The sequence below is a fragment of the Rhizobium sp. IBUN genome, assembly GCF_000510625.1.
Classification (GTDB): Bacteria; Pseudomonadota; Alphaproteobacteria; order Rhizobiales; family Rhizobiaceae; genus Rhizobium; species Rhizobium altiplani.
On sequence record NZ_AZNV01000001.1, the window covers coordinates 69267 to 92388 of the forward strand.

At 59.6% G+C, this 23122-nt stretch carries 15 protein-coding genes; 7 read left to right on the forward strand and 8 right to left on the reverse strand.

Annotation, left to right across the window (positions count from 1 at the left end; all coding sequences use genetic code 11):
* Positions 1 to 8 precede the first annotated feature (8 nt).
* The 3 genes from holA to leuS are packed head-to-tail and all read right to left on the reverse strand — an operon-like array spanning position 9 to position 4196.
* Positions 9 to 1043 (reverse strand): DNA polymerase III subunit delta, encoded by a 1035-nt coding sequence (holA, locus tag RHIBUN_RS0100325; protein WP_025657946.1) that lies wholly within the window; start codon positions 1041 to 1043, stop codon positions 9 to 11.
* An 11-nt stretch (positions 1044 to 1054) separates the two neighbouring features.
* Complete coding sequence (gene lptE, locus RHIBUN_RS0100330) at positions 1055 to 1576, reverse strand: LPS assembly lipoprotein LptE (protein WP_025657947.1); 522 nt, start codon at positions 1574 to 1576, stop codon at positions 1055 to 1057.
* Positions 1566 to 4196: a leucine--tRNA ligase gene (gene leuS / locus RHIBUN_RS0100335; RefSeq protein ID WP_025657948.1), complete on the reverse strand. Its 2631-nt coding sequence runs from the start codon at positions 4194 to 4196 to the stop codon at positions 1566 to 1568. The genes lptE and leuS overlap by 11 nt, the downstream gene beginning before the upstream one ends.
* A gap of 199 nt (positions 4197 to 4395) precedes the next feature.
* On the opposite strand from leuS, the gene RHIBUN_RS0100340 reads away from it, so the two are divergent.
* Complete coding sequence (locus RHIBUN_RS0100340) at positions 4396 to 5055, forward strand: YggS family pyridoxal phosphate-dependent enzyme (protein WP_025657949.1); 660 nt, start codon at positions 4396 to 4398, stop codon at positions 5053 to 5055.
* 82 nt (positions 5056 to 5137) lie between these two features.
* Positions 5138 to 7048: a propionyl-CoA synthetase gene (locus RHIBUN_RS0100345; protein ID WP_025657950.1), complete on the forward strand. Its 1911-nt coding sequence runs from the start codon at positions 5138 to 5140 to the stop codon at positions 7046 to 7048.
* 58 nt (positions 7049 to 7106) lie between these two features.
* Here the strand turns inward: RHIBUN_RS0100345 and RHIBUN_RS0100350 are convergent, their stop codons facing one another.
* Positions 7107 to 7805, reverse strand: coding sequence for a DUF1013 domain-containing protein (locus tag RHIBUN_RS0100350; RefSeq protein ID WP_018858939.1), 699 nt, complete (start codon positions 7803 to 7805; stop codon positions 7107 to 7109).
* 228 nt (positions 7806 to 8033) lie between these two features.
* Here RHIBUN_RS0100350 and acs point away from each other — a divergent pair, with 228 nt between their 5' ends.
* Positions 8034 to 9989 carry an acetate--CoA ligase gene (acs, locus tag RHIBUN_RS0100355; RefSeq protein ID WP_025657951.1) on the forward strand — a complete coding sequence of 652 codons (1956 nt, stop codon included), beginning with the start codon at positions 8034 to 8036 and terminating at the stop codon, positions 9987 to 9989.
* Positions 9990 to 10169: 180 nt separating this feature from the next.
* Here acs and RHIBUN_RS32975 read toward each other — a convergent pair whose 3' ends face one another.
* Positions 10170 to 10469 (reverse strand): hypothetical protein, encoded by a 300-nt coding sequence (locus tag RHIBUN_RS32975; protein WP_245271614.1) that lies wholly within the window; start codon positions 10467 to 10469, stop codon positions 10170 to 10172.
* Between the two features lie 44 nt (positions 10470 to 10513).
* Positions 10514 to 10738 (reverse strand): DUF1674 domain-containing protein, encoded by a 225-nt coding sequence (locus RHIBUN_RS0100365; protein ID WP_018116220.1) that lies wholly within the window; start codon positions 10736 to 10738, stop codon positions 10514 to 10516.
* A 123-nt stretch (positions 10739 to 10861) separates the two neighbouring features.
* Here RHIBUN_RS0100365 and htpX point away from each other — a divergent pair, with 123 nt between their 5' ends.
* The 4 genes from htpX (at position 10862) to purH (ending at position 16696) form a co-directional block, all read left to right on the forward strand.
* A complete protein-coding gene (htpX, locus tag RHIBUN_RS0100370; protein WP_025657952.1) occupies positions 10862 to 11824 on the forward strand; it encodes a zinc metalloprotease HtpX in 963 nt (320 codons plus the stop codon).
* Entirely contained in the window at positions 11821 to 13209 is a 1389-nt protein-coding gene (locus tag RHIBUN_RS0100375; RefSeq protein ID WP_025657953.1) for an RsmB/NOP family class I SAM-dependent RNA methyltransferase, read from the forward strand. Before htpX ends, RHIBUN_RS0100375 begins: the two co-directional genes overlap by 4 nt.
* Before the next feature lie 110 nt (positions 13210 to 13319).
* Positions 13320 to 14984: a heparinase II/III family protein gene (locus RHIBUN_RS0100380; RefSeq protein ID WP_025657954.1), complete on the forward strand. Its 1665-nt coding sequence runs from the start codon at positions 13320 to 13322 to the stop codon at positions 14982 to 14984.
* 95 nt (positions 14985 to 15079) lie between these two features.
* Complete coding sequence (gene purH / locus RHIBUN_RS0100385; protein ID WP_025657955.1) at positions 15080 to 16696, forward strand: bifunctional phosphoribosylaminoimidazolecarboxamide formyltransferase/IMP cyclohydrolase; 1617 nt, start codon at positions 15080 to 15082, stop codon at positions 16694 to 16696.
* Positions 16697 to 16712: 16 nt separating this feature from the next.
* On the opposite strand, the gene RHIBUN_RS0100390 is transcribed toward purH, so the two are convergent.
* Complete coding sequence (locus RHIBUN_RS0100390; RefSeq protein ID WP_025657956.1) at positions 16713 to 18098, reverse strand: MFS transporter; 1386 nt, start codon at positions 18096 to 18098, stop codon at positions 16713 to 16715.
* 30 nt (positions 18099 to 18128) lie between these two features.
* On the reverse strand, positions 18129 to 22904 hold the full coding sequence (locus RHIBUN_RS0100395) for an NAD-glutamate dehydrogenase (RefSeq protein WP_025657957.1): 4776 nt from the start codon (positions 22902 to 22904) through the stop codon (positions 18129 to 18131).
* Between the last annotated feature and the right edge of the window lie 218 nt (positions 22905 to 23122).

Here is a 23122-nt window from a genome sequence, read left to right on the forward strand (position 1 = left end):
TGGAATCGCTATCGGCGCGCCGATTGCAGCGTCGTCGATAGCAGGCTCTGTAGAGCGATGCTGTCTTCCAACGACGCCCGTTTGCGCGTCTGCAGGATTGCCGCTTGCAGACGGTTTGCTTCGCGTGCCACCGCTTCTGCGGACCAGGTACGCAATGCTTGCTCGATAATCGGCTTGCGTCGGAAATGCAGATGACGACCAAGCGTCTGCATGACCTGAGCGGCCGACAATCGCTTCTCCTCCATCTCCGTCTTCATGGCGTCCAGCAACTGAAACTGCTTCAGACAGGCCTGGATCACAACAAACACCGCCGTCTTCGACGATATGATCTTTTGCATTGCATGCAGGAAGCTGCTTGGATTTCCGCTAAGGACGGCATCGACGGCGTCGTCCACCGAGATGGCGCTGGCGTCGCCTATTATTTCCGTAACGTGGTGCTCTTCGATGGTCGATTTTCCCCGACAATAGAGCGCCAGCTTTCGCAGTTCGTTGCGAGAGGCAATCCGATCCCCCCCTATCAGCTCCAGCAGGGCCTGGCGTGCATCGGGCGTGATGCCCAGGCCAGCGCTTGAAAGTTCGCTATCTATCAGGCCGTTGAGGGCGCGGGCATCGTCGGCATAGCAGGGTATCGCCATGACAGTGCGTGCTGTCTCGGCGGCTTTCCGCAGCAGCGAGCCCTTCTTGAGGTCACCGCCCTCAATAAGAACGAATGTGCCGTCCGGCATGTTCGCTGAAAGAACCTGGAGGGAGTCGACAAGATATTTCTCGTTGGCTGCACCACGGATCCAGATGAGCTTGTCACCTCCGAAAAGGCCAATTGCTCCCGCCTCGTCCAAGAGGCGACCTTGATCGCGCTGTAGGTCGCCGATATCGAGCTTGATCAGCGAAAACGGATCATCCAATGCCACGCCCGTCCTGCCGGCCAGCGAGGTGGCGCGCTCCGAAACAAGACCGCGATCCGGCCCATAAATCACAAAGAGCCGGTAGTTGCGGGCGGATCGCTCAAGAAAGCCTTCAAACTCGTGCGATTTGATTTCCGCCATGCATCCGCTCCTCAGCGGCCAAGCGCAGCCGCAATATCGGCACCAACGAACTCAGCAGCCTGCCGTGCGGCGCGGTTCTCGGCGTCGCGGATGGCGCGTTGCTTGGCAAATTCCTGAGCTGGGAAGTCGACCAGCGCAGTGGCATAACGATTGCCGGCCTTGATGACGTGGCCGTCCTTTGCGGACTTTAGAGTGTAGTCGACGCTGACGGTCGCACGTCCGGCAAGCGATTCGTCTGACGACGCCACCAGCAGCGTGCTGATGACATTCGAGCGAGCGCTGAATTCAACCTTGTATTCGGGATTCTCAGGCTCGCCGGCGCCACGCGAAGCGATAAAAATCAGTCGATTGCGAACCTCTTGCTCAACGCGGCTCCCCGCTTCCGAGAAACCGACGGACGCCAGCTTGCCCGCAGCGCCGGAACTTTCGGAATAAAGAGGGCGAACCTGGCAGGATGCGAGAAAAGCCGTGGACGCTAGGATTGCGGCAATGCCGGTGCCGCGCACCAGCTTAAAAGCGATATCAAACGACAATGTTCACAATCCTTTGTGGAACCACGATGATCTTCTTAGGCGTCTGACCGTTCAGCGCCTTCTTGACGTCATCCAATGCGAGCACACCCTCGGTGACGGCATTCTGATCTGCGTCGCGAGAAATTGTCAATTCGGCGCGCTTCTTGCCGTTGATCTGAACCGGCAAAATCACATCGTTCTCAACGACGAGGGTTTCGTCATAACGCGGCCAACCAGTGTGCGCCAGCAATCCGCCGTTGCCCAGCACCGCCCAGCACTCCTCAGCCAGATGCGGCGTCATTGGTGCTACCAGCTGGATAAGGATCTCGGCCGCGTCCCGCGCTGCGGCGCGATACGCCGTATCGCCTTCGCCTGCAGCGACGCGGGTCAATGGCGACGCCAGGGCATTGACGAGCTCGTAGATCCTCGCGACGGCCTTATTAAACCAGAGACGATCATAATCGTTCTGGACGGCCTTCAAGGTTTTGTGCGCGATCTGCGAAATCGCTTGAGCTTCCCCATCCTTAGCCGGAGTCGGCGCAACATCGCGAAGATTGTCGGATACCTCGGCAATCAGACGCCAGAGCCGCTGCGTGAAGCGGTGGGCGCCCTCGACGCCTGCCTCCGACCAGATAACGTCGCGCTCAGGCGGCGAGTCCGAAAGAACGAAAAAGCGGGCAGTGTCTGCACCGTAAGAAGCGATGATATCGTCCGGATCGACGACGTTCTTCTTCGACTTCGACATCTTCTCGATCGAGCCGATCGCGACTTCCTCCCCGCTGGAAAGGTGATAGGCGCGGCGTTTCCCGTCCAGCTCCTCGATGCGAATATCCGCCGGTGCAACCCACTCGCGGCCCATGCCCGTGCCGCGGCTGTAGGTCTCGTGCACGACCATGCCCTGGGTAAAGAGACCCTTGAACGGCTCCTTTGCATCGACGTGGCCTGTCTCGCGCATCGCCCGGGTGAAAAAGCGCGAATAAAGCAGGTGCAGAATCGCGTGCTCGATACCACCAATATACTGATCGACTGGCAGCCAGCGATTGGCAGCGCTTCGGTCGGTCGGCTTGCTCTCCCAGGGAGCGGTAAAGCGGGTGAAATACCAGCTCGAATCGACAAACGTGTCCATCGTGTCGGTCTCCCGCCGTGCATCCTTGGCGCACTGCGGGCAAGCGACGTGCCGCCAGGTCGGATGACGATCGAGCGGATTGCCGGGCTGGTCGAAGGTTACATCCTCCGGCAGCTGCACCGGCAGGTCCTTCTTCGGAACCGGGACAACGCCGCAATCGTCGCAATGGATGACAGGGATCGGGCAACCCCAATAGCGCTGGCGCGAGATACCCCAGTCACGCAAGCGGAAGTTCACCCTGCGCTCACCCTGCGGAGCATTGCCAAGCGTCATTGACGACAGGCGGTCGGCAACGATCTCGAATGCCTCAGTTGTGCTCTTGCCATCAAGGAAGCGCGAATTGATCATGACGCCATCGCCGTCATAGGCAACGTCGCCGACGCTGAAGGTCGCGGCATCGTCATCCGCCGGCATAACAACGGGAACCACCGGCAGGTCGTATTTGCGTGCAAAATCCAGGTCACGCTGGTCACCGGATGGGCAACCAAAAATCGCGCCGGTGCCGTAGTCCATGAGGACGAAGTTTGCGACGTAGACAGGCAATTCCCATGACGGATCGAGCGGATGCTTGACGCGAATGCCGGTATCGATGCCCTTCTTCTCCGCCGTCTCGAGCGCAGCAAGTGAGGTTCCGGCACGGCGGCATTCTTCACAAAAGGCATCGATAGCCGGATTCTTCGCTGCGGCATCCTTGGCCAGCGGATGGTCGGCTGCGATAGCCAGGAAGGAGGCGCCAAATAGCGTGTCCGGACGGGTCGTGTAGACCTCGATCTCGGTTTCTCCGGCCGGAGCCGTCTCCTGGACGATCTCCCAGCGCAGCATCATGCCTTCCGAGCGACCGATCCAGTTCTTCTGCATCAATCGGACCTTTTCCGGCCACTGATCAAGCGTGTCCAATGCCTCGAGCAGATCCTGGCTGAAGTCGGTGATCTTGAAGAACCACTGCGTCAGTTCCCGTTGCTCAACCAGGGCACCGGAACGCCAGCCGCGTCCGTCGATCACCTGTTCGTTGGCGAGAACGGTGTTGTCGACCGGATCCCAGTTCACCTTCGACTGCTTGCGGTAGACGAGTCCCTTCTCGAGGAAATCTAGGAAAAGATGCTGCTGGTGCTGGTAGTAGGCGACATCGCAGGTTGCGAATTCGCGGCTCCAATCCAGTGAGAGGCCCATCGCCTTCAACTGGGACTTCATCGATGCGATGTTCTGGTAGGTCCAGGAGGCCGGATGTACACCGCGCTCCATTGCCGCATTTTCAGCCGGCATGCCGAAGGCGTCCCAACCCATGGGATGTAGAACGTTGTAGCCGCGAGCGCGCTTATAGCGAGCTACGACGTCGCCCATTGCGTAATTCCGCACATGGCCCATGTGGATGCGGCCGGATGGATACGGAAACATCTCGAGGACGTAATACTTCTCGCGCGGATCGCTGTTGTCGGTCTCGAAGACCTTCGCTTCGTTCCATTTTTGCTGCCAGCGAGGTTCAGCATCACGCGGGTTATAACGTTCGGTTGCCATGGTATTCGTATTTCCGAAAGATCAGGGGAAGTTGGTGGTGACCTTCACCATGAAACCACGGTAGCGTCAAGTTTTACGGGCGCCGCAAGCGTCCGATCTCGGCCCGCCGGCCACTATTTCGGGCGCGTGGGCCTTGGCAAGCACAGTCGGGGCGTTTAGTGCATTGCCATCTTCTCATGCAGTCATGTCGAGGCGAGTGATGGAACTTGAAGAGCGATTGAACGACGTGCGCTCGCGTATCTCCGCGGCCGAGCAGCAGGGGAAACGGCCCGACGGTTCGGTTCAGCTTGTCGCCGTTTCAAAGACATTCGACGCAGACGCGATCCGCCCGGCAATTCAGGCCGGGCAACGGATCTTCGGGGAAAACAGGGTTCAGGAAAGCCAGGGAAAGTGGCCTGAACTGAAATCCGAGACGTCAGGCATTGAACTTCATCTCATCGGCCCTCTGCAGTCGAACAAGGCGGCCGAGGCAGTCGCGCTGTTCGATGTCATCGAAACCATCGACCGGGAAAAGATCGCCCTTGTGCTCGCCGACGAAATGAAGCGTCAGGCGAAGACCCCTCGCCTCTATGTTCAGGTGAATACCGGGCTTGAGCCGCAGAAGGCAGGAATCGCCCCTGATGATACAGTAGCGTTTGTCGCTCTTTGCCGCGACGAACTCGGCCTCGCCATTGAAGGCCTGATGTGTATTCCGCCGGCGGACGAGAATCCGGGTCCGCATTTCGCGTTGCTTGCCAGGCTCGCCAAGGCTTGCGGCGTCGAGAAACTCTCGATGGGAATGTCCGGCGACTACGAAACCGCGATTGCCTTTGGCGCGACCAGCGTTCGCGTTGGCTCCGCGATCTTCGGTGCCCGCTGATACGCTCCTTTCGTCGGGCTTTCTCTCCTGCCATGCCTCTCCTAGATTGATAGGATAATTTGCGTGTCCTGGGGAGGAGCAGATGCAGGGAAGCTATCGCCAGACCTATTCCAGGTGGAAGGACGATCCGGAGGCTTTTTGGCGCGAGGCGGCGGCAGAAATCAACTGGTTCAAACCGCCGGCGCAGACCTTTTCGCGAGAAGGTGGTCCATACGGCCGCTGGTTTGCCGGGGGCGAAACCAATACCTGCTACAATTGTCTCGATCGGCACGTTCTAGCGGGCCGTGGTGACGATACCGCCTTTATCTACGATAGCCCGATTAGCGGCACCAAGGCTGTGTTTAGCTATGGTGACGTCCTTGCTGAAGTCAGTGCCATTGCAGCAACGCTCCGGCAACGTGGAATCGCAAAGGGTGACCGCGTCATCATCTATATGCCGATGGTCCCGCAGGCAGTTTTCTCAATGCTTGCCTGCGCGCGCATCGGCGCGGTCCATTCCGTCGTGTTCGGTGGCTTTGCGGCAAATGAGCTCGCGGCCCGTATCGACGATTCGGGGGCGAAGCTCATCATCACGGCAAGTAGCGGGCTCGAGCCGGGACGGATCGTGCCCTACAAGCCCTTGGTCGATCAGGCGATTGCCATTTCGAAGTCGAAGCCGGCCCACTGCCTTGTCTTGCAGAGGCCGCAGCTTGCAGCTGATCTCACAGCCGGTCGCGACGAGGATTTCGACACTACTGTCGCGAGAAATCGTGGTGTGACAGTTGAGTGCATTCCCGTCAGTGCGACGGACGAACTCTACATTCTCTACACCTCAGGCACGACGGGCCAGCCGAAAGGGGTCGTGCGCGACAATGGCGGTCACATGGTCGCCCTCAATTGGTCGATGGCAAATATCTTCGGCATCAAGCAGGGCGAAGTGTTCTGGGCGGCTTCCGACATCGGGTGGGTCGTCGGCCATTCCTACATCGTTTATGCACCGCTGCTGGCAGGCGCGACCAGCGTGATATTCGAAGGAAAGCCAGTTGGTACACCGGATGCCGGCGTCTTCTGGCGCATCGCTTCAGAGCACGATGTCCGCGTTCTCTTTACGGCGCCTACCGCTTTCCGTGCCATTCGACGGGAGGATAGCGATGGGGTTCGTCTCAAGGCCTATCCGATGCCGAATTTCCGTGCCCTGTTCCTTGCGGGAGAGCGCGCAGATCCCGAAACGCTGAAGTGGGCCGAGCGCATGCTTGATGTTCCCGTGATCGATCATTGGTGGCAAACGGAGACTGGATGGCCGATGGTGGCAAATCCGCTCGGCCTCGAAGCTCTGCCGGTGAAGCATGGCTCCCCTTCCATGCCGATGCCGGGCTACAGCATTCATGTTCTTGATGATGCCGGCCACGCGGTTGAGCCGGGGACGCTCGGCAATATCGTTGTCGAACTCCCCCTGCCGCCTGGCTGCCTGCCCACGCTGTGGAACGCCGACGAGCGTTTCCACACAGCCTATCTGGCTGAATTTCCCGGTTACTATAAAACGGCGGATGCCGGCTATATCGACGAGGATGGCTATCTCTTCATCATGTCGCGCACCGACGACATCATCAACTGTGCGGGCCATCGGCTGTCGACAGGAGCGATGGAGGAGGTTTGTGCCACGCATCCGGATGTTGCCGAATGCGCGGTGGTTGGAATTGCCGATCAGGTGAAGGGTCAGGTCCCCTGCGGCTTTCTCGTTCTGAAGAAGAATGTTTCACGGGAAACATCGGCCATTGAATCGGAGGTCGTACAGCTGATCCGCGATGCGATTGGCCCGGTCGCTTCGTTCAAGACGGCGATAACCGTCGAGCGCCTCCCCAAGACGCGCTCCGGCAAGATCTTGCGCGGCACGATGCAGAAAATCGCCGACGGCGTGCCTTGGAAAATGCCGGCGACGATCGACGACCCCACCATTCTTGAGGAGATAGCCGAAGCCCTGCGCAAGCGTGGATATGGTTCGCTGCCGATGTAGGTACAAAAAGAAAAGGCCCCGCTTACGCAGGGCCTTGTGGATCGATCACCGTAGGCAATCAATACTGGTCGTCTTCGTCCTCATCCTTCGGAGAGGATTTCAGCGACTTGAGCTTTGCGAAGACGGCATCGGCATCGATTTCCTTCTCCTCTTCGCGCTCATGGCGGGTCAGGCGCTCGGTTTCATGCGCCGACTCCAAGGTCGCTCCGAGTTCGGCCGCTGTCGGCAGCGGGCGTCCCTTTGCCGCCTTTTCGACTTCCATGTCTAGATCGATCTGACTGCAAAGACCGAGTGTCACCGGATCCATCGGCGCGAGGTTAGCCGAATTCCAGTGCGTACGCTCGCGAATCTGTTCGATTGTCGACTTCGTGGTGCCGACGAGGCGGGAAATCTGCGCGTCTTTCAGTTCCGGATGATTGCGCACCAGCCACAGAATGGCGTTCGGCCGATCCTGGCGCTTAGAAACCGGCGTGTAGCGCGGGCCGCGGCGCTTGGATTCTGGCACGCGAACCTTCGGTTCCGAGAGCTTCAGCTTGTGCGCAGGGTTCTTTTCGGCGCGGGCGATTTCATCGCGCGAAAGCTGACCCGTTGCGATCGGATCGAGACCTTTGATGCCCTGTGCGGCTTCGCCATCGGCAATTGCCTTCACTTCGAGCGGATGCAGTCTGCAGAACTGTGCGATCTGGTCGAATGACAGGGCTGTGTTGTCGACGAGCCAGATGGCAGTCGCCTTCGGCATGAGCAATTGTTGAGCCATGGATATAGTCCTTCTGTCGTCCGCGCCGGTGTCGCGGTCCGTGGATTGTCACCACTATGTCCGGGAAATATGCCGCTATATAACCGCAGTGATGCAGAATTGCAATTGATCACGAATGAAATGACCTTTGTCTAATTGCCGGGCAGATGTGACCTGCTATGAATGCCTATAGCCAGTCCGGGCTGCTTCGCTTTTTGGTCGCCCGGTGCCCGAGTGAGGAGGAGTTCCATGTCCGAAAAGATCTACCCGGTGCAAAAGCCGGTGAAGAACCATGCGCTTATCGATAAGGCCAAGTACGAGCAATGGTACGAGGAAAGCGTCGAGAACCCCGACAAGTTCTGGGGTAAACATGGCAAGCGGATCGATTGGTTCAAACCCTACACGAAGGTCAAAAACACGTCTTTCACTGGCCGAGTCTCGATCAAGTGGTTCGAGGACGGGCAGACGAACGTTTCGTACAACTGTATCGACCGGCACCTGAAGACGAACGGCAATCAGACGGCGATCATCTTCGAGGGCGACAATCCCTACGTCGACAAGAAGATCACCTATAACGAACTCTACGAGCATGTTTGTCGCATGGCGAACGTCATGAAGAAGCATGGCGTCAAGAAGGGCGATCGTGTTACCATCTATATGCCGATGATACCCGAGGCTGCCTATGCAATGCTCGCCTGCGCGCGCATTGGTGCGGTCCATTCGGTGGTGTTCGGAGGGTTTTCTCCGGAGGCTCTGGCCGGCCGTATCGTCGATTGCGAATCCACCTTCGTGGTTACCTGCGATGAAGGGGTGCGCGGCGGCAAGCCGGTGCCGCTGAAGGACAATACAGACACGGCAATTCACATTGCCGCCCGTCAGCATGTCATCGTCGACAAGGTTCTCGTCGTACGGCGTACAGGCGGCAAGACCGGCTGGGCACCGGGTCGCGACCTCTGGTACCATCAGGAAATCGCCACGGTTAAACCGGAGTGCCCGCCGGTGAAGATGAAGGCGGAGGATCCGCTGTTCATCCTCTACACCTCGGGGTCTACCGGAAAGCCGAAGGGTGTGCTGCATACGACCGGCGGCTATCTCGTCTATGCGGCAATGACCCACGAGTATGTCTTCGACTACCATCCGGGCGATATCTATTGGTGCACCGCCGACGTTGGCTGGGTTACCGGACACTCCTACATCGTTTACGGTCCGCTTGCGAACTGCGCGACGACGCTAATGTTCGAAGGCGTGCCGAATTTTCCGGATCAGGGCCGATTCTGGGAAGTCATCGACAAGCACAAGGTCAACATCTTCTACACGGCACCGACGGCGATCCGGTCGCTGATGGGTGCCGGCGACCACTTCGTCACCCGCTCGTCGCGCTCCAGCCTGCGCCTGCTCGGAACGGTTGGCGAGCCGATCAATCCGGAAGCGTGGGAATGGTACTACAATGTTGTCGGCGGCAAGCGCTGCCCCGTCATCGATACCTGGTGGCAGACGGAAACCGGCGGCCACATGATCACGCCGCTGCCGGGCGCGACCGATCTGAAGCCAGGTTCGGCGACGACGCCGTTCTTCGGCGTGAAACCGCAGCTGGTCGACAACGAAGGCAATGTGCTTGAGGGTGCCGCCGACGGAAACCTCTGCATTACCGACAGCTGGCCGGGGCAGATGCGTACCGTCTATGGCGACCACGAGCGCTTCATCCAGACGTACTTCTCGACCTACAAGGGCAAGTATTTCACCGGCGATGGCTGCCGACGGGATGAGGACGGCTACTACTGGATCACCGGTCGCGTTGACGACGTGCTGAACGTTTCGGGCCACCGCCTGGGTACCGCCGAGGTCGAGTCCGCACTCGTTTCGCATAATCTTGTCTCGGAGGCTGCTGTCGTCGGCTATCCGCACCCGATCAAGGGTCAGGGCATTTATTGCTACGTCACCCTGATGGCCGGCAATGAGGGTTCGGATGATCTGCGCCAACAGCTCGTCAAGCATGTTCGCGGCGAGATTGGCCCAATCGCTGCACCTGACAAGATCCAGTTTGCACCGGGTCTTCCGAAGACCCGCTCCGGCAAGATCATGCGCCGCATCCTGCGCAAAATCGCCGAGGACGACTTCGGCTCTCTGGGCGACACCTCGACGCTTGCCGATCCGGCGGTTGTCGACGACCTGATCGCGAACCGCCAGAACAAGGCGACTGCCTAAGCAAAAGCCGCTCCGAGCGATCGGGGCGGCTTCAATTCTCTACGGGCAGGTTTCTCGTGGCTTTCGGCCGCCGTTATAGGCCTGGATAATCCCTTCCTCCAAGAGGTCCTGAGCCGGATTCCTGCCATCCGAAAGGGTTACATCTGCGAGGATGCGACCGAAATACTTGTCGCCTGCGATCTACGTAAGCTGGATCTCGGAGGATCCGGATGTAAGGCTTTCCAGGGCGTGACGGGCGTCGATTCCCGCGCGCCTTACGTCAGCGCAGCTCGAGTGCATCTCGGGCGCGTCGATCCCGCGAATACGGACATAGACTTCCATTGTCTGCTGCGGCCAAGGGCGCGCTTCGACCAGCAGTGTGTCTCCATCGATCACTCTCAGGATTTCGGCTGATACTGGCCCTTCAATTTCGTCGCGCGCCGCGGCGTTTACCGCAGTCACAAGAAGGGTCATCGCAACAAACGAAGCAATCTCTCTCATGAAAGGAATAAATTCCACGAGCGAAAGTCAATAGGAATATTTACTTAGAAATCGATGGCCCTGCCGTTGATTTCCCAGTCTCCAAAGCGGGAAGGATCAGCGCCGCCGCGGCCACCTATCTCTGATGGCATTTCTACCGGCTTTTCGTTTCGGCGCCGCTCTTCGGCCTCGGCGAGCGCACGCTTGGCGGCTGGCGAGAGCAGCTTGCGTGGCGCCTCGGCGGCTTCAGTCGCCAGGGTTTCATTGTTGTCGTTGTCCGCTGCCTGCATCACGCGATTCCGCCCGAAATATATTGAAAATGGCTGGTGAATGACCAAATCATAGAGCGCCGGCGCCTCAATTGAAACCCTCCGGTTTTGCGCGGCCCGCTTAGGGGTATTTTGGAGATAGCAATGAACCTCGTCCGTACAGCCATGTTGCTTGCCTTCATGACCGCGTTGTTCATGGCCGTCGGCTTTCTGATCGGCGGGCGGAGCGGCATGATGATCGCGTTCGTGATCGCCGCTGGGATGAACTTCTTTTCCTACTGGAATTCGGACCGCATGGTGCTGTCGGCCTATCGCGCGCAGGAGGTTGACGAGCGCAATGCGCCCGAGTTCTTCGCGATCGTCAGGGATCTGGCGCGCAATGCCGGCCTGCCGATGCCGAAGGTCTACCTCTACGACAGTCCACAGCCAAATGCCTTCGCGACTGGTCGCAATCCCGAGAACGCTGCCGTTGCCGCGTCCACCGGCTTGCTGAGCGCACTGACGCCGGAAGAGGTCGCAGGCGTCATGGCCCATGAGTTGGCTCACGTGCAAAATCGCGACACCCTGACGATGACGATTACGGCGACCCTCGCCGGTGCAATCTCGATGCTGGGCAATTTTGCTTTCTTCTTCGGCGGCAACCGGGGAAACAACAACAATCCCCTGGGTTTCATCGGGGTATTGCTGGCGATGATCGTCGCGCCGCTTGCCGCGATGATGGTTCAGATGGCCATCAGCCGGACGCGCGAATATTCCGCCGACCGCCGAGGCGCGGAAATCTGCGGCAATCCTCTGTGGCTGGCTTCGGCACTGGGCAAGATTGCACGTAGCGCCTCGCACGTGCCGAATTACGATGCCGAGCGAAACCCGGCAACTGCCCACATGTTCATCATCAATCCGCTGACCGGTGCTGGCGTGGACAACCTGTTCTCAACGCACCCGAACACGGAAAACCGGATTGCGGCGCTGCAGGAAATGGCGCGCGGCGGCATGAATGGCTCGACGGCGCCGGCGCGCGCTGCTAATCCGATGCGCAAATCGCGCTCGGTTCCGAATACCGGTCTTGATCGCGGTGGTTCACAACCGCCGAAAGGTCCGTGGTCTTGAATTCAGACGGCAAGAAAAAACCATTTCGAAAACCAAAGTCGTCCAATCCGGGCGTTGTGGCTGGTCCGGCAAAGCCCGGATTCCAGGTTCGTGCCGCCGCCGCAAAGATCCTGGCAGCGGTCGTGGACCGTAAGCTTTCGCTTGACGGCGCCTTGGACAATGAACACGGCAATCCGGCCTATAAGGCGCTCAACGAGGGTGACCGCGCCCTCGTCCGCGCCATTCTGAATACAACGCTTCGGCATTTGCCGCGCATCGACGCCGCGATCTCCCGCCTGCTCGAATCGCCGCTTCCCGAAGGTGCGCGAGCGCTGCACCATGTTCTTGCGATTGCCGCGGCGCAGATCCTCTACCTTGATGTTCCGGATCATGCTGCGGTCGACCTGGCAGTCGAGCAATCAAATCAGGACCCGCGCAATCGTCGCTTTGCAAAGCTGGTGAACGCCGTTCTGCGCCGACTTGGACGCGAGAAGGACCAAATCCTTGCTGAGATCGCGACCATTCCGGTGATGCCGGAATGGTTTCTTCAAAGGCTCGAAAAGGCTTACGGCAAGGAAAGGGCGCAATCGATATCTGAATCGCAGCTCGAGCCGGCAGCGATCGATCTTACCGTCAAAGCTGATGCGCAGCGCTGGGCGGAACGTTTGGGTGGTTTCGCGCTGCCGACGGGTGGTGTGCGTCTGGCTGCCTTCGAGGGCAGCATCCCCTCACTCGAGGGATTTTCGGAGGGCGCCTGGTGGGTCCAGGACGCGGCCGCCAGCATCCCAGCTCAGCTCTTTGGTGATTTGACAGGAAAGCGAGTTGCCGATCTATGTGCGGCGCCCGGCGGAAAGACTGCCCAGCTGGTTCTCGCCGGTGGTGACGTTACTGCGGTTGAGCAGTCTGAAAACCGCATCAAGCGTTTGCGCGCGAACCTCGATCGGCTTGGACTGAAAGCCGAGACAGTCGCCAGCGACCTGACGAAATATGAGCCTGCAGAGCTGTTCGATGCGATCCTGCTGGATGCGCCCTGCTCATCGACGGGAACGACGCGCCGGCATCCGGATGTTCTCTGGGCCAAGGGGCCGGAAGATATAGCGAAGCTTGCTGCGCTTCAGGAGCGGCTGCTGCGCCATGCGATCACTTTGCTGAAGCCGGATGGCACGATCGTCTTTTCCAATTGTTCCCTTGATCCCGCCGAAGGCGAAGACGTCGTGGCTCGCGTCCTTTCGGATACGCCTTCAGTCGAGCGAGCGGCCGTTGATCCTGAGCGCTGGCCCGGGCTCGAAGCAGCAATCAGCGCGCTTGGCGAATTCCGCACGACACCAGACATGCTGGAGGTTCCCGCTGGTTTTGCGGGCGGTCTTGACGGTTTCTACGCTGTCGTGATGCGCCGTGTTGCCTGATCGCAGGGCAACTGGCATAGTTGAGCACCTGTCATAATTTGATACGCAAGTGTCACGGATTCCGGGCTTGTTCACTTATTCTTAACGACGCGGGTCAATAGACAATAAACATGTGGTCCGGGTTCTCGACTCTTTATGTGAGAGAGGCTTGGCGGCGCACGCTGTGCCGCGGAGCAATCATGCGGTTGCGTCTCTTCCGCCACACGACCCACGCCCCCGAGCGCCTGATTGTGGCCCCCACCGATCTGCGTGCGGTTGATCCGCATGTCGCTGAAGAGATTTTGAACGGTCGCTTCCCGCTTGCCGGGCGGCTTCTCGAAACCGGTGGCAAGTCGCCCTTCAATTTCAGCCTTCCGTCCCGTTCCTTCGCACTGCGGCTTCATGGCTTCGGTTGGCTTCGCCATATGCGGACCAAGAAAAGCGACCTTCACTCGAGCGTTGCCCGCTCCATTGTCAACGACTGGCTGTCGCTTCATGGCGGCCGCATCGAGGGCATCGCCTGGGAAATCGATGTGACGGCGCAGCGCGTTATTTCCTGGCTCTCGCATTCGCCTGTGGTTCTTCACAATGCCGACCGCGGCTTCTATCGCCGCTTCTTGCGGTCGCTTGCCTTTCAGGTCCGGTTCCTGCGGCGAATGGCCAAGTACGCGCCGCCGGGGGAGGTTCGCTTTCGGCTGCGGATTGCCCTTGCGATGGCCTCGATTGCAATGCCGACGCGCGCAGGCGCGCTGCGGCGCGCTGCCGAAGCTTTGGATCAGGAGTTCGACAGCCAGATCCTGCCTGACGGCGGCCATGTCTCACGCAATCCCCGGGTAGGGCTGGAACTGCTCCTTGATCTCCTCCCGCTGCGGCAAACCTACGTCAATCTCGGCCATGACCTGCCGCAGAAGTTGATCTCGGGCATCGACCGCATGTACCCAGCCCTGCGCTTCTTCAGGCATCAGGATGGCGATCTCGCCCTTTTCAACGGCGCGACGTCGACCCTTGCGACAGAGCTAATGTCCTTGCTGAGGTATGACGAGACGGCGGGAGATCCCTTCAAGGCGATGCCGCATTCGCGCTATCAGCGGCTGGCAGCGGGTAAAACGGTAGTCATTGCCGATACCGGATTGCCGCCCACCGGAAGTCTGTCCCGCACGGCCCATGCCGGTTGCCTGTCATTCGAGATGTCGTCTGGACGCCATCGCTTTATTGTCAATTCCGGATCGCCGAAATTTGCCGGCCGGCGTTATGTGCAGATTGCCCGAACGACTGCCGCGCATACCACGGTGACCGTCAACGACACCTCATCCAGCCGCTTCGCTCCGTCCGACTTCATTGCGAATGTGATTACAGACGGCGTGGAGACCGTGAATGTCGATCGCGCGCTCGCCGATGACGGTCGCGACGTCATCAAGTCGAGCCACGACGGCTACCTCAATGCCTTTGGCGTCCTGCATGAGCGCGAGCTGACCCTGAACGCCACAGGGCTGATCGTGACCGGCTGTGATCGGCTGCTCGCGCCGGAGGGCAAGGTCGAAGAGGCAGTGCGGGCCGTGGCGCGCTTTCACGCCCACCCCTCCATCAACCTGAAGCAAATCGACAAAGAGTCGATCATGATGACGGCGCCCGACGGAGAAACATGGCTGTTCTCCTCGCCTGGCAACGAAGTGCTGATCGGCGAGGACGTCTTCTTTGCCGACGCCTCGGGCATTTGCGGATCTGACCAGATCGAGATCGGCCTCTCCTACCCCGACAGGCCGGAAATACGCTGGTTTTTATCGCGCAAGAGCTAGCGGCTGTTTCCGCGGGCGCAAAGCTGTGCTAACGCGGCCCCATCATCCGCTTATCCCTCGCCGGATATCTCCTGAAGACCAAACGGAGAAGCCTCATGGCCGTTGTTTCCAAGAAAATCCCTGCACCCGACAAAGTCAGCATCAAGACCGCGTTGCTTTCCGTATCCGACAAGACCGGTATCGTCGAACTCGCACGCGCGCTTGCCGACAAGGGCGTCCGCCTTCTCTCAACTGGTGGCACTCACAAGGCAATTGCAGCGGCCGGGCTCGCGGTGACCGACGTTTCCGATGTCACAGGTTTTCCGGAGATCATGGATGGTCGCGTCAAGACCTTGCATCCCAAGGTGCATGGCGGCCTGCTTGCTATCCGTGACGATGCTGATCATCAAGCGGCGATGAAGGCGCACGGTATCGAGGGCATCGACCTCGTGGTCATCAATCTTTATCCGTTCGAGGATGTCCGCGCCGCCGGCGGCGACTATCCGACGACCGTCGAAAACATCGACATTGGCGGTCCTGCGATGATCCGCGCATCGGCCAAGAACCACGCTTACGTGACGATCCTGACCGATCCGGCGGACTATCCAGAACTGCTCGAGCAGCTTGCCTCGGACGCCGGACAGACCGCTTATGCGTTCCGCCAGCGGTTGGCCGCCAAGGCCTTCGCCCGGACCGCCGCTTACGACGCCATGATCTCCAACTGGTTTGCCGAGGCTCTTTCGATCGACACCCCGCGCCATCGCGTCATCGGCGGTGTGCTCAAGGAAGAGATGCGGTATGGCGAGAATCCGCACCAGAAGGCGGCGTTCTATGTGACCGGCGAGCACCGCCCCGGCGTTGCCACGGCGTCACTGCTTCAGGGCAAGCAGCTCTCCTACAACAACATCAACGACACCGATGCGGCCTATGAACTCGTTGCCGAGTTCCTGCCGGAGAAGTCGGCGGCCTGCGCGATCATCAAGCACGCTAATCCCTGCGGCGTGGCGACGGGTTCCAACCTGCTCGACGCCTACAAGCGCGCGCTTGCCTGCGATTCCGTTTCTGCTTTCGGGGGGATCATCGCGCTCAACCAGACGCTCGACGCTCAAACCGCCGAGGAGATCATCAAGCTCTTTACCGAAGTCATCATCGCGCCCGACGTGACCGAAGAGGCGAAAGCCATCGTTGCGCGCAAGGCAAACCTCCGGCTTCTGACCGCAGGCGGCCTGCCGGATCCGCGGTCTTCAGGCCTGACGGCGAAAACCGTCTCCGGCGGACTGCTCGTGCAGAGCCGAGACAACGGCATGGTCGAGGATCTGGAGCTGAAGGTGGTTACCAAGCGGGCGCCGACCCATCAGGAACTCGAAGACATGAAATTTGCCTTCAAGGTTGCCAAGCACGTCAAGTCGAACGCCGTGGTCTATGCGAAGGACGGCCAGACGGCTGGCATCGGCGCGGGCCAGATGAGCCGCGTCGATTCTGCACGTATTGCTGGCCTGAAGGCCGAGGAGGCGGCCAAAGCGCTCGGTCTCGCAGAGCCGTTGACGCGCGGTTCGGCTGTTGCCTCTGAGGCATTCCTGCCCTTCGCCGATGGCTTGCTGTCGATGATCGCAGCCGGCGCGACGGCTGTTATCCAACCGGGCGGGTCGATGCGCGACCAGGAAGTGATCGACGCTGCCAACGAGCACAATGTCGCGATGGTCTTCACCGGTATGCGGCACTTCCGCCACTGACCGGTGGCCTTTGCCGTTACGCCCTGTCCGCGGGATAGGGCGTACGGACAAGCAGGATCAGTCCCGCTGCCAGGAAGAGCACCAGGGTTGCCATTCCAAGCCGCGACGAGCCAGTCGTGAAGGTCACGATGGAAAAAAACAGCGTTGCCATGAAGCTCGTGGCGCGCCCCGAAAGCGCATAAATGCCAAAGTAGCGACCGGCCTCGTTCAGGCTCACGCTTCGTGCGAGGTAGGAGCGCGACGACGCCTGGACCGGACCGAAGGCAAGGCCGACCAGCAGACCATAGGCAACGTATGCCTTCTCCGCTGCCGTACCGAAGAGGCCGCCGGAATCTGCGGTTGGCAGCGCAAGCAAGCCAAAGAGCGTGTATCCCGGCCATGTCGACACAATGCCGATGGTGGCAAGCAAGAGCATTGCCAGACTGATGACGATCGTCGATTTGGAGCCGATCCGCCGATCGACCCTGCCTGCAATGATGCAGCCGAAGATCGCAACGACGTTGAGTATGATCCCATAGATCCCGATCTCGACCGTTGCCCATCCAAACATTCCGGCAGCAAAGGCACCACCGAGTATCAGCAGTCCGTTGACGCCGTCCTGATAGATCATGCGGGCGATCAGGAAACGAACGATGCCACGACGACGCTTGAGTTCGCCAAGCGTGCTTTTCAGCTCCGCAAGGCCGGTGCGCACAGCGGCGCCAAACGGAAGGCCCTTGCTGACATCAGGCGTGAAAAAGAACATCGGAAGAATAAAGATCAGGTACCAGATGGCCGAAATCGGCCCAGTGATGCGGGCATCCTCGCCCTTGTACGGATCGAGGCCGAACAAGGGCTCAAGACCAAGAATTGTCTTCCCTGATTGGGGGCTTCCCGCAAGCAGGACCACGACCGCGATCAGGACGATCATGCCCCCGAGATAACCGAGGCCCCAGGCCGTATTCGACAGTTTGCCGACCTCTTCCTTGCCGACGAGCCGCGGCATCATGGAATCGTTGAAGACGATCGAGAACTCAGCGGCGACCGAAGCCAGGATCATGAATGTCATGGGGTAGATCAGAGGCGAACCGGGTGCGGCGAACCAGAGACCGAAGAGACTCGCAATCTTGATGACGGCGAAGAAGGCGATCCACGGCTTTCGCGCGCCGGATTGATCCGCGATCGACCCGAGGACAGGCGACAAGATGGCAATGATCACCGAGGAGATCGTCGCCATGTTGCTCCACATCGTCTGGGCAGAGACCGGATCGGCCGTCAGCCGGGACACGAAGTAAGGGCCGAAAATGAAGGTCGTTACAACAGTGAAGAACGGCTGAGCTGCCCAGTCGAAGAGCATCCAGCCCCAGATGCCCTTCTCCGATGCCCTAGCCGGCTGAGTTCCCGTCCAGTCGATGCGATTCACAGTCCGCTCCTGATTCCGAGCGGAACTCTCTCACCTCGTTCCGTCTCGCGCAAGGTCAGTCAACAGGCCTGCGGCAACCGTGATCCGGGCAAGGTTCGGATCGCCGCTGTCACTCAACCCAGACAATTCCTCGGCAATCCGGTTGATCCTGATGCGATCGCCGGCGTGCCAAGCCTGGACCGGAAGCTTGTCCTTCCCATGGTTAGCAAGTGCCGAAATCACGATATCGCGTCTCGCGCTTGCGATCTGGTCGATGCTGCGCGCCAACGCCAGATTTTCGTAGTGGTCGGCCGTGACGATGCGAGATCCGGCGGCGAGCAACCGTCCGATCCGGAATGTCTGGGAGACGGCGAAATAGCTTTCCGCGGCACGCGCCAGCGGTTCGCCCGTGCGTTCGGCGATCTGCATGATCTCGGGTACCAGCGCAAAGCCAAGCAGCCCCGAAATCTCGGCGGCCAGCTTATCCGGCACCCCAGCCTCGCGATACTCCTGCTGACGTGCCTCAAGCTCGGGCACTGTCTGGTTGGCGAATATCGGCTTGAGCTTCTTGAGGGCTGCCTGAAGCCTCTCAATAGTGGTGGCGATATCGCCCTTGGCCATCTGTGTCTTCAGAAGGAGGCGCGTCAGGACGGTGAAGGTGTGGCTGATCTCTTCGTAGATGCGGTTCTGCATCTGGCCGCCGATCTTGCCGTCCAACGCATCCGTGTCCGTCCAAAGGCGTCCGAGATCGAAGCCATCACGGGCAATGATTGCCGCCCGAACGACCTCCGGCGCGGATGCCGCCGTGGCATCCATCATGCTAACGGCGAAGCCGGGGCCGCCGCGGTTAATGGCCTCGTTGGCGAGCACCGTGGCAATGATCTCCCGTTTCAGACGATGGGCGTTGATATCGGACGCGTTCGTCTTGCGCATTTTTGCGGGGAAGTAGTTGGAAAGCGTCGCAGCGAAATAGGGATCATCAGGCAAATCACTAGCGGCCAGAGCGTCAAACAAGACGATCTTGGCATAGGAAAGCAGAACACCAATCTCGGGTCTCGTCAGAGGCTTGCCTGCTGCATAGCGCTCAGCAAGGACGGTGTCGTCGGGTAGCGTCTCGACCTTGCGGTTCAATTGCTTGGCGCCTTCGAGCACCGTCATGAGCCGGGCAAGTTCCAGCCCGTTGGCTGTACCCTTACGCTCGGTCAGCGAAATCGCCAGAGACTGCAGATAGTTGTTCCGGAGCACAAGCTTGCCGACCTCGTCGGTCATGGACGACAGCAGCTGGTCGCGCTTCGCCCGTGTGAGACGGTTATCGTGCATTGCCGCGGCAAGAGCGATCTTGATGTTGACCTCGACGTCCGACGTGTTGACGCCGGCCGAATTGTCGATTGCGTCGGAATTGCAGCGCCCGCCTCTCAGGCCATAGGCGATACGTCCCTTCTGCGTGACGCCAAGATTCGCGCCCTCGCCGATCACCTTGGCGCGCACGTCTTCCGCCGCGACACGAATGGGGTCATTGGCGCGATCGCCGACCTCGGCGTCTGTTTCAGACGGCGCTTTGACGTAGGTGCCGATACCGCCGAACCACAGCAAATCGACGGGGCTCTTCAGAATGGCCGTTATGATTTCGAAAGGCGTCGCAACGGCCTTGTCTATACCGATTGCGGCTACCGCTTCCGGCGTCAGCGTCACGGACTTCGCCGATCGCGAAATGACCATGCCGCCTTTCGAAAGGACCCCCTTGTCGAAATCCTGCCAGCTCGATCGGGCCAGATTGAAAAGCCGCCGGCGCTCGGTAAGCGTCTTTTCCATATTCGGGTCGGGGTCGATGAAAATATCACGATGGTCGAAAGCGGCGACCAGCCGGATTTTTGGCGACAGCAACATGCCGTTGCCGAACACATCGCCGGACATGTCGCCGACGCCCGCAACGGTGAACGGCGTGGTCTGGATGTCGATGTCCATTTCGCGGAAGTGGCGCTTCACGGTTTCCCAAGCACCACGGGCGGTGATGCCCATCTTCTTGTGATCGTAGCCAGCCGAGCCACCCGAGGCGAAGGCATCGTCCAGCCAGAAGCCGGCCTCCTGGGCGAGCGCATTGGCGGTATCCGAGAATGTGGCCGTCCCCTTGTCGGCGGCCACGACAAAATAGGGATCGTCGCCGTCAAGCCTTACCGTGTCCTTCGGCGGCACGATATCGGCGCCACTGATGTTGTCGGTGATCGACAACAGCGTGCGGATATAGGTTTTGTAGGCTTCGCGGCCGGCGTTGAAGATCTCATCCCGGTTGCCCCCGATCGGGAGCTTCTTCGGATAGAAGCCGCCCTTTGCACCGACTGGCACGATAACGGCATTCTTGACCTGCTGTGCCTTCACGAGCCCGAGGACTTCGGTGCGATAGTCTTCCGCACGATCGGACCAACGCAAGCCACCACGCGCCACCTTGCCGAAGCGCAGGTGCACGCCCTCGACTTCGACGCCATAGACGAACATCTCGCGGAATGGTCGGGGTTCCGGCAACCCGTCGACCAGATTGGGATCAAGCTTGAAGGCCAGCATCGCTTTCGGGGAGCCGTCCGGATTGCGCTGGAAGTAGTTGGTTCTCAGGGTTGCGTCCACGACGTTGACGTAGCGCCGCAGGATCCGATCGTCATCGAGGCTCGGCACGTCGGAGAGTGCTGCTTCGATCTTTTCGTGCTGTTCGCTTGCCTTCTTCATCCGCGCCTTGTCGGTGATCTTGGGATCAAGCGTGTCGTGGAACAGCCGGAAGATCATCGCCGCGATTGCCGGGTATTTATCGAGCGTCGTTGCAATATAGTCGAGCGAATAAGGGATGCCGGCCTGGCGCAGATAGCGTGCGTAGGCGCGAAGAACGCTGGTTTCGCGTGCGGTCAGACCCGCCGATACGATCAGGCGGTTGAAGTTGTCATTGTCAATCAGCCCGCCGAACGCTGCAAGGAAGGCTTCTTCCAAGGTTGCTCCGTGGCGGTGAAGGTCGATCTCGATACCGCCTCGGGCCTCGAGCTCCATGTCGTGCAGCACGACCAGCTTTTCCGAGCCGCCTGGCAGGGTGACATCAATATCGAATGTTCCTTCGCTGATGACATTAAAGCCGAGGTTTTCAAGCAATGGCACGCGGCGGGACAAAGCGAGCTGGCCGCCGGAATGGAAAATCTTCAGGCACAGCAGTTCGATCCCATCCTTTTCCCGCGTGTAGAACGCAATACGGATGGGTTCGCCAGCCGCGCAGGCGGCGATGTCCTCGAGATCATAGTAGGTCTCTTCCGGCGGGAAGAGATCCTGGAAGGCATGGCTTACCTGCAGGCGCGGCGCCTTCGGTCCGGCAAGCGCCTCGAAGCGGTCATCCCAGCGCGCGGTGATCGCGCGGATGGCCTCCTCCAGCTTTCCCTGTGGCACGCGTGGGGTTTTGCCCCCGGACCGGCCGATGATGAAATGGACGCGCGCAACGCCGCCTTCAGGGAAGGCCGGGTAGTAGGCCGAGACACGGCCGTCATAGACGGTCTTCAGATAGGCTCCGATCTTCTCACGCACGATCGAATCGTATTCTTCGCGCGGCACATAGACGATCACGGAAACGAAACGATCGAAGTGATCGATGCGCGGCAGCGCCCGCACGCGCGGCCGATCGGCGAGATCATTGATCTGTTCGGCAAAACTCGCCAGAAGCGTCGTATCGATCTGGAAGAGGTCGTCGCGCGGATAGGATTCCAGCGTGTTGTCCAACATGCGGCCGGAGTGGCTCATGGGGTCAAAGCCGAAATGTTCCTTCACTCGTTCGATCTTGGAGCGGAGCAACGGGATATCGCTGGCGAGCGACGTGTAGGCGGTCGAGGTGAAGAGACCGACGATGCGCAACTCGCCGGTCACATTCCCGTTGGCATCGAAGCGCTTGACACCGACATAGTCCATATAGGCGCGGCGATGGACAATCGACTTGACGTTGGCCTTGGTGACGATCAGGAAATCCGGACCATCGAGGAAAGCCAGAATTTCAGGCGTGGTCGTAACGGCGTCCTTGCCGGTGCGCAGAACGAGGACGTCGGGGTTCGAAAGAATACCGAGGCCGGTGCCCTTGTCGCGCTCAACCTTCGCGCTCGCGCCCTTGCCGGAATAGACATATTCGCGCATTCCGAGGAAGGTGAAGTTCGCGTCGCGCAGCCACGTCAGGAAGGCAAGCGCTTCATCCCGTTCCGCTTTCCGGCGGCTGGCATTGTAAGCGGAAAGTTCATCGATCACGGTTCCGAGCTTGTCCAGCATCGGCCTCCAGTCGGAAACCGTCACGCGCACCTGCTCGACCACCGTCTTTATCCGCTTGATGAGGTCTGCGGCCTGCGCGGTCGTTAAAGGGGCAAGGTGCAGCTGGATATGGCTGACGCGATTGGCTGGCTCGCTCGGGAGATCGGCGGAGTAAAGTTCCGGCGCTTTGCCGTCCTCCATCACCAGGATCGGGTGCACGGCCATGTAGAGGTCGCGATAGCTGCTGGTGACTTCGCCCATTACCGATTCATACAGGAACGGCATGTTGTGGTCGGTGACCGTGAGAACGGATACGGCAACGCCGTCGGGCTCCACATCGGCGATGGTCTCGATGGTGATCCGAGCTGAATTGCTGCCCCAGGCCGCGAGTTCCTTGGTGGAATGGATGGCCGAGAGTGCCAGCATCTCCGGTGTGTAGCGTTCCAGGTCGTCGCCGCTGGCACGGCCGAACAGGAACTCGGGATTGAGGTAGGCTTCCCCTGTTGCCGCCGCGATCTTGGTCGCGCTCTCCAGTTGTTTTTCGCGCTTCGGATTGTTTCGGCCAGCCATCGCAGATACTCCTCATCTCCTCGATTTGGCGCAAGTTAGCAGAAGATTTGACGAAAGAATCTCTAAAAGACGGCATCCCGAGGCAGCTTTCATGCGTTTTTAGCCGCCGGGACGCAAATTTTCGAAAGATTTTTGGTTCGCCGTGAGTATGTGGAAATTCTTGAGGGGCGACGTTGGCATGCCTGCATGAAGGGCAGTTGACAGTGAAGCCGCAAAAA

Excerpts from the sequence above, each read along its gene's own strand:
- holA (WP_025657946.1), bottom strand. The coding sequence starts at position 1,043 with ATGGCGGAAATCAAATCGCACGAGTTTGAAGGCTTTCTTGAGCGATCC.
- leuS (WP_025657948.1), bottom strand. The coding sequence starts at position 4,196 with ATGGCAACCGAACGTTATAACCCGCGTGATGCTGAACCTCGCTGGCAG.
- RHIBUN_RS0100340 (WP_025657949.1), top strand. The coding sequence starts at position 4,396 with ATGGAACTTGAAGAGCGATTGAACGACGTGCGCTCGCGTATCTCCGCG.
- RHIBUN_RS0100345 (WP_025657950.1), top strand. The coding sequence starts at position 5,138 with ATGCAGGGAAGCTATCGCCAGACCTATTCCAGGTGGAAGGACGATCCG.
- RHIBUN_RS0100350 (WP_018858939.1), bottom strand. The coding sequence starts at position 7,805 with ATGGCTCAACAATTGCTCATGCCGAAGGCGACTGCCATCTGGCTCGTC.
- acs (WP_025657951.1), top strand. The coding sequence starts at position 8,034 with ATGTCCGAAAAGATCTACCCGGTGCAAAAGCCGGTGAAGAACCATGCG.
- RHIBUN_RS32975 (WP_245271614.1), bottom strand. The coding sequence starts at position 10,469 with ATGAGAGAGATTGCTTCGTTTGTTGCGATGACCCTTCTTGTGACTGCG.
- RHIBUN_RS0100365 (WP_018116220.1), bottom strand. The coding sequence starts at position 10,738 with ATGCAGGCAGCGGACAACGACAACAATGAAACCCTGGCGACTGAAGCC.
- htpX (WP_025657952.1), top strand. The coding sequence starts at position 10,862 with ATGAACCTCGTCCGTACAGCCATGTTGCTTGCCTTCATGACCGCGTTG.
- RHIBUN_RS0100380 (WP_025657954.1), top strand. The coding sequence starts at position 13,320 with ATGTGGTCCGGGTTCTCGACTCTTTATGTGAGAGAGGCTTGGCGGCGC.
- purH (WP_025657955.1), top strand. The coding sequence starts at position 15,080 with ATGGCCGTTGTTTCCAAGAAAATCCCTGCACCCGACAAAGTCAGCATC.
- RHIBUN_RS0100395 (WP_025657957.1), bottom strand. The coding sequence starts at position 22,904 with ATGGCTGGCCGAAACAATCCGAAGCGCGAAAAACAACTGGAGAGCGCG.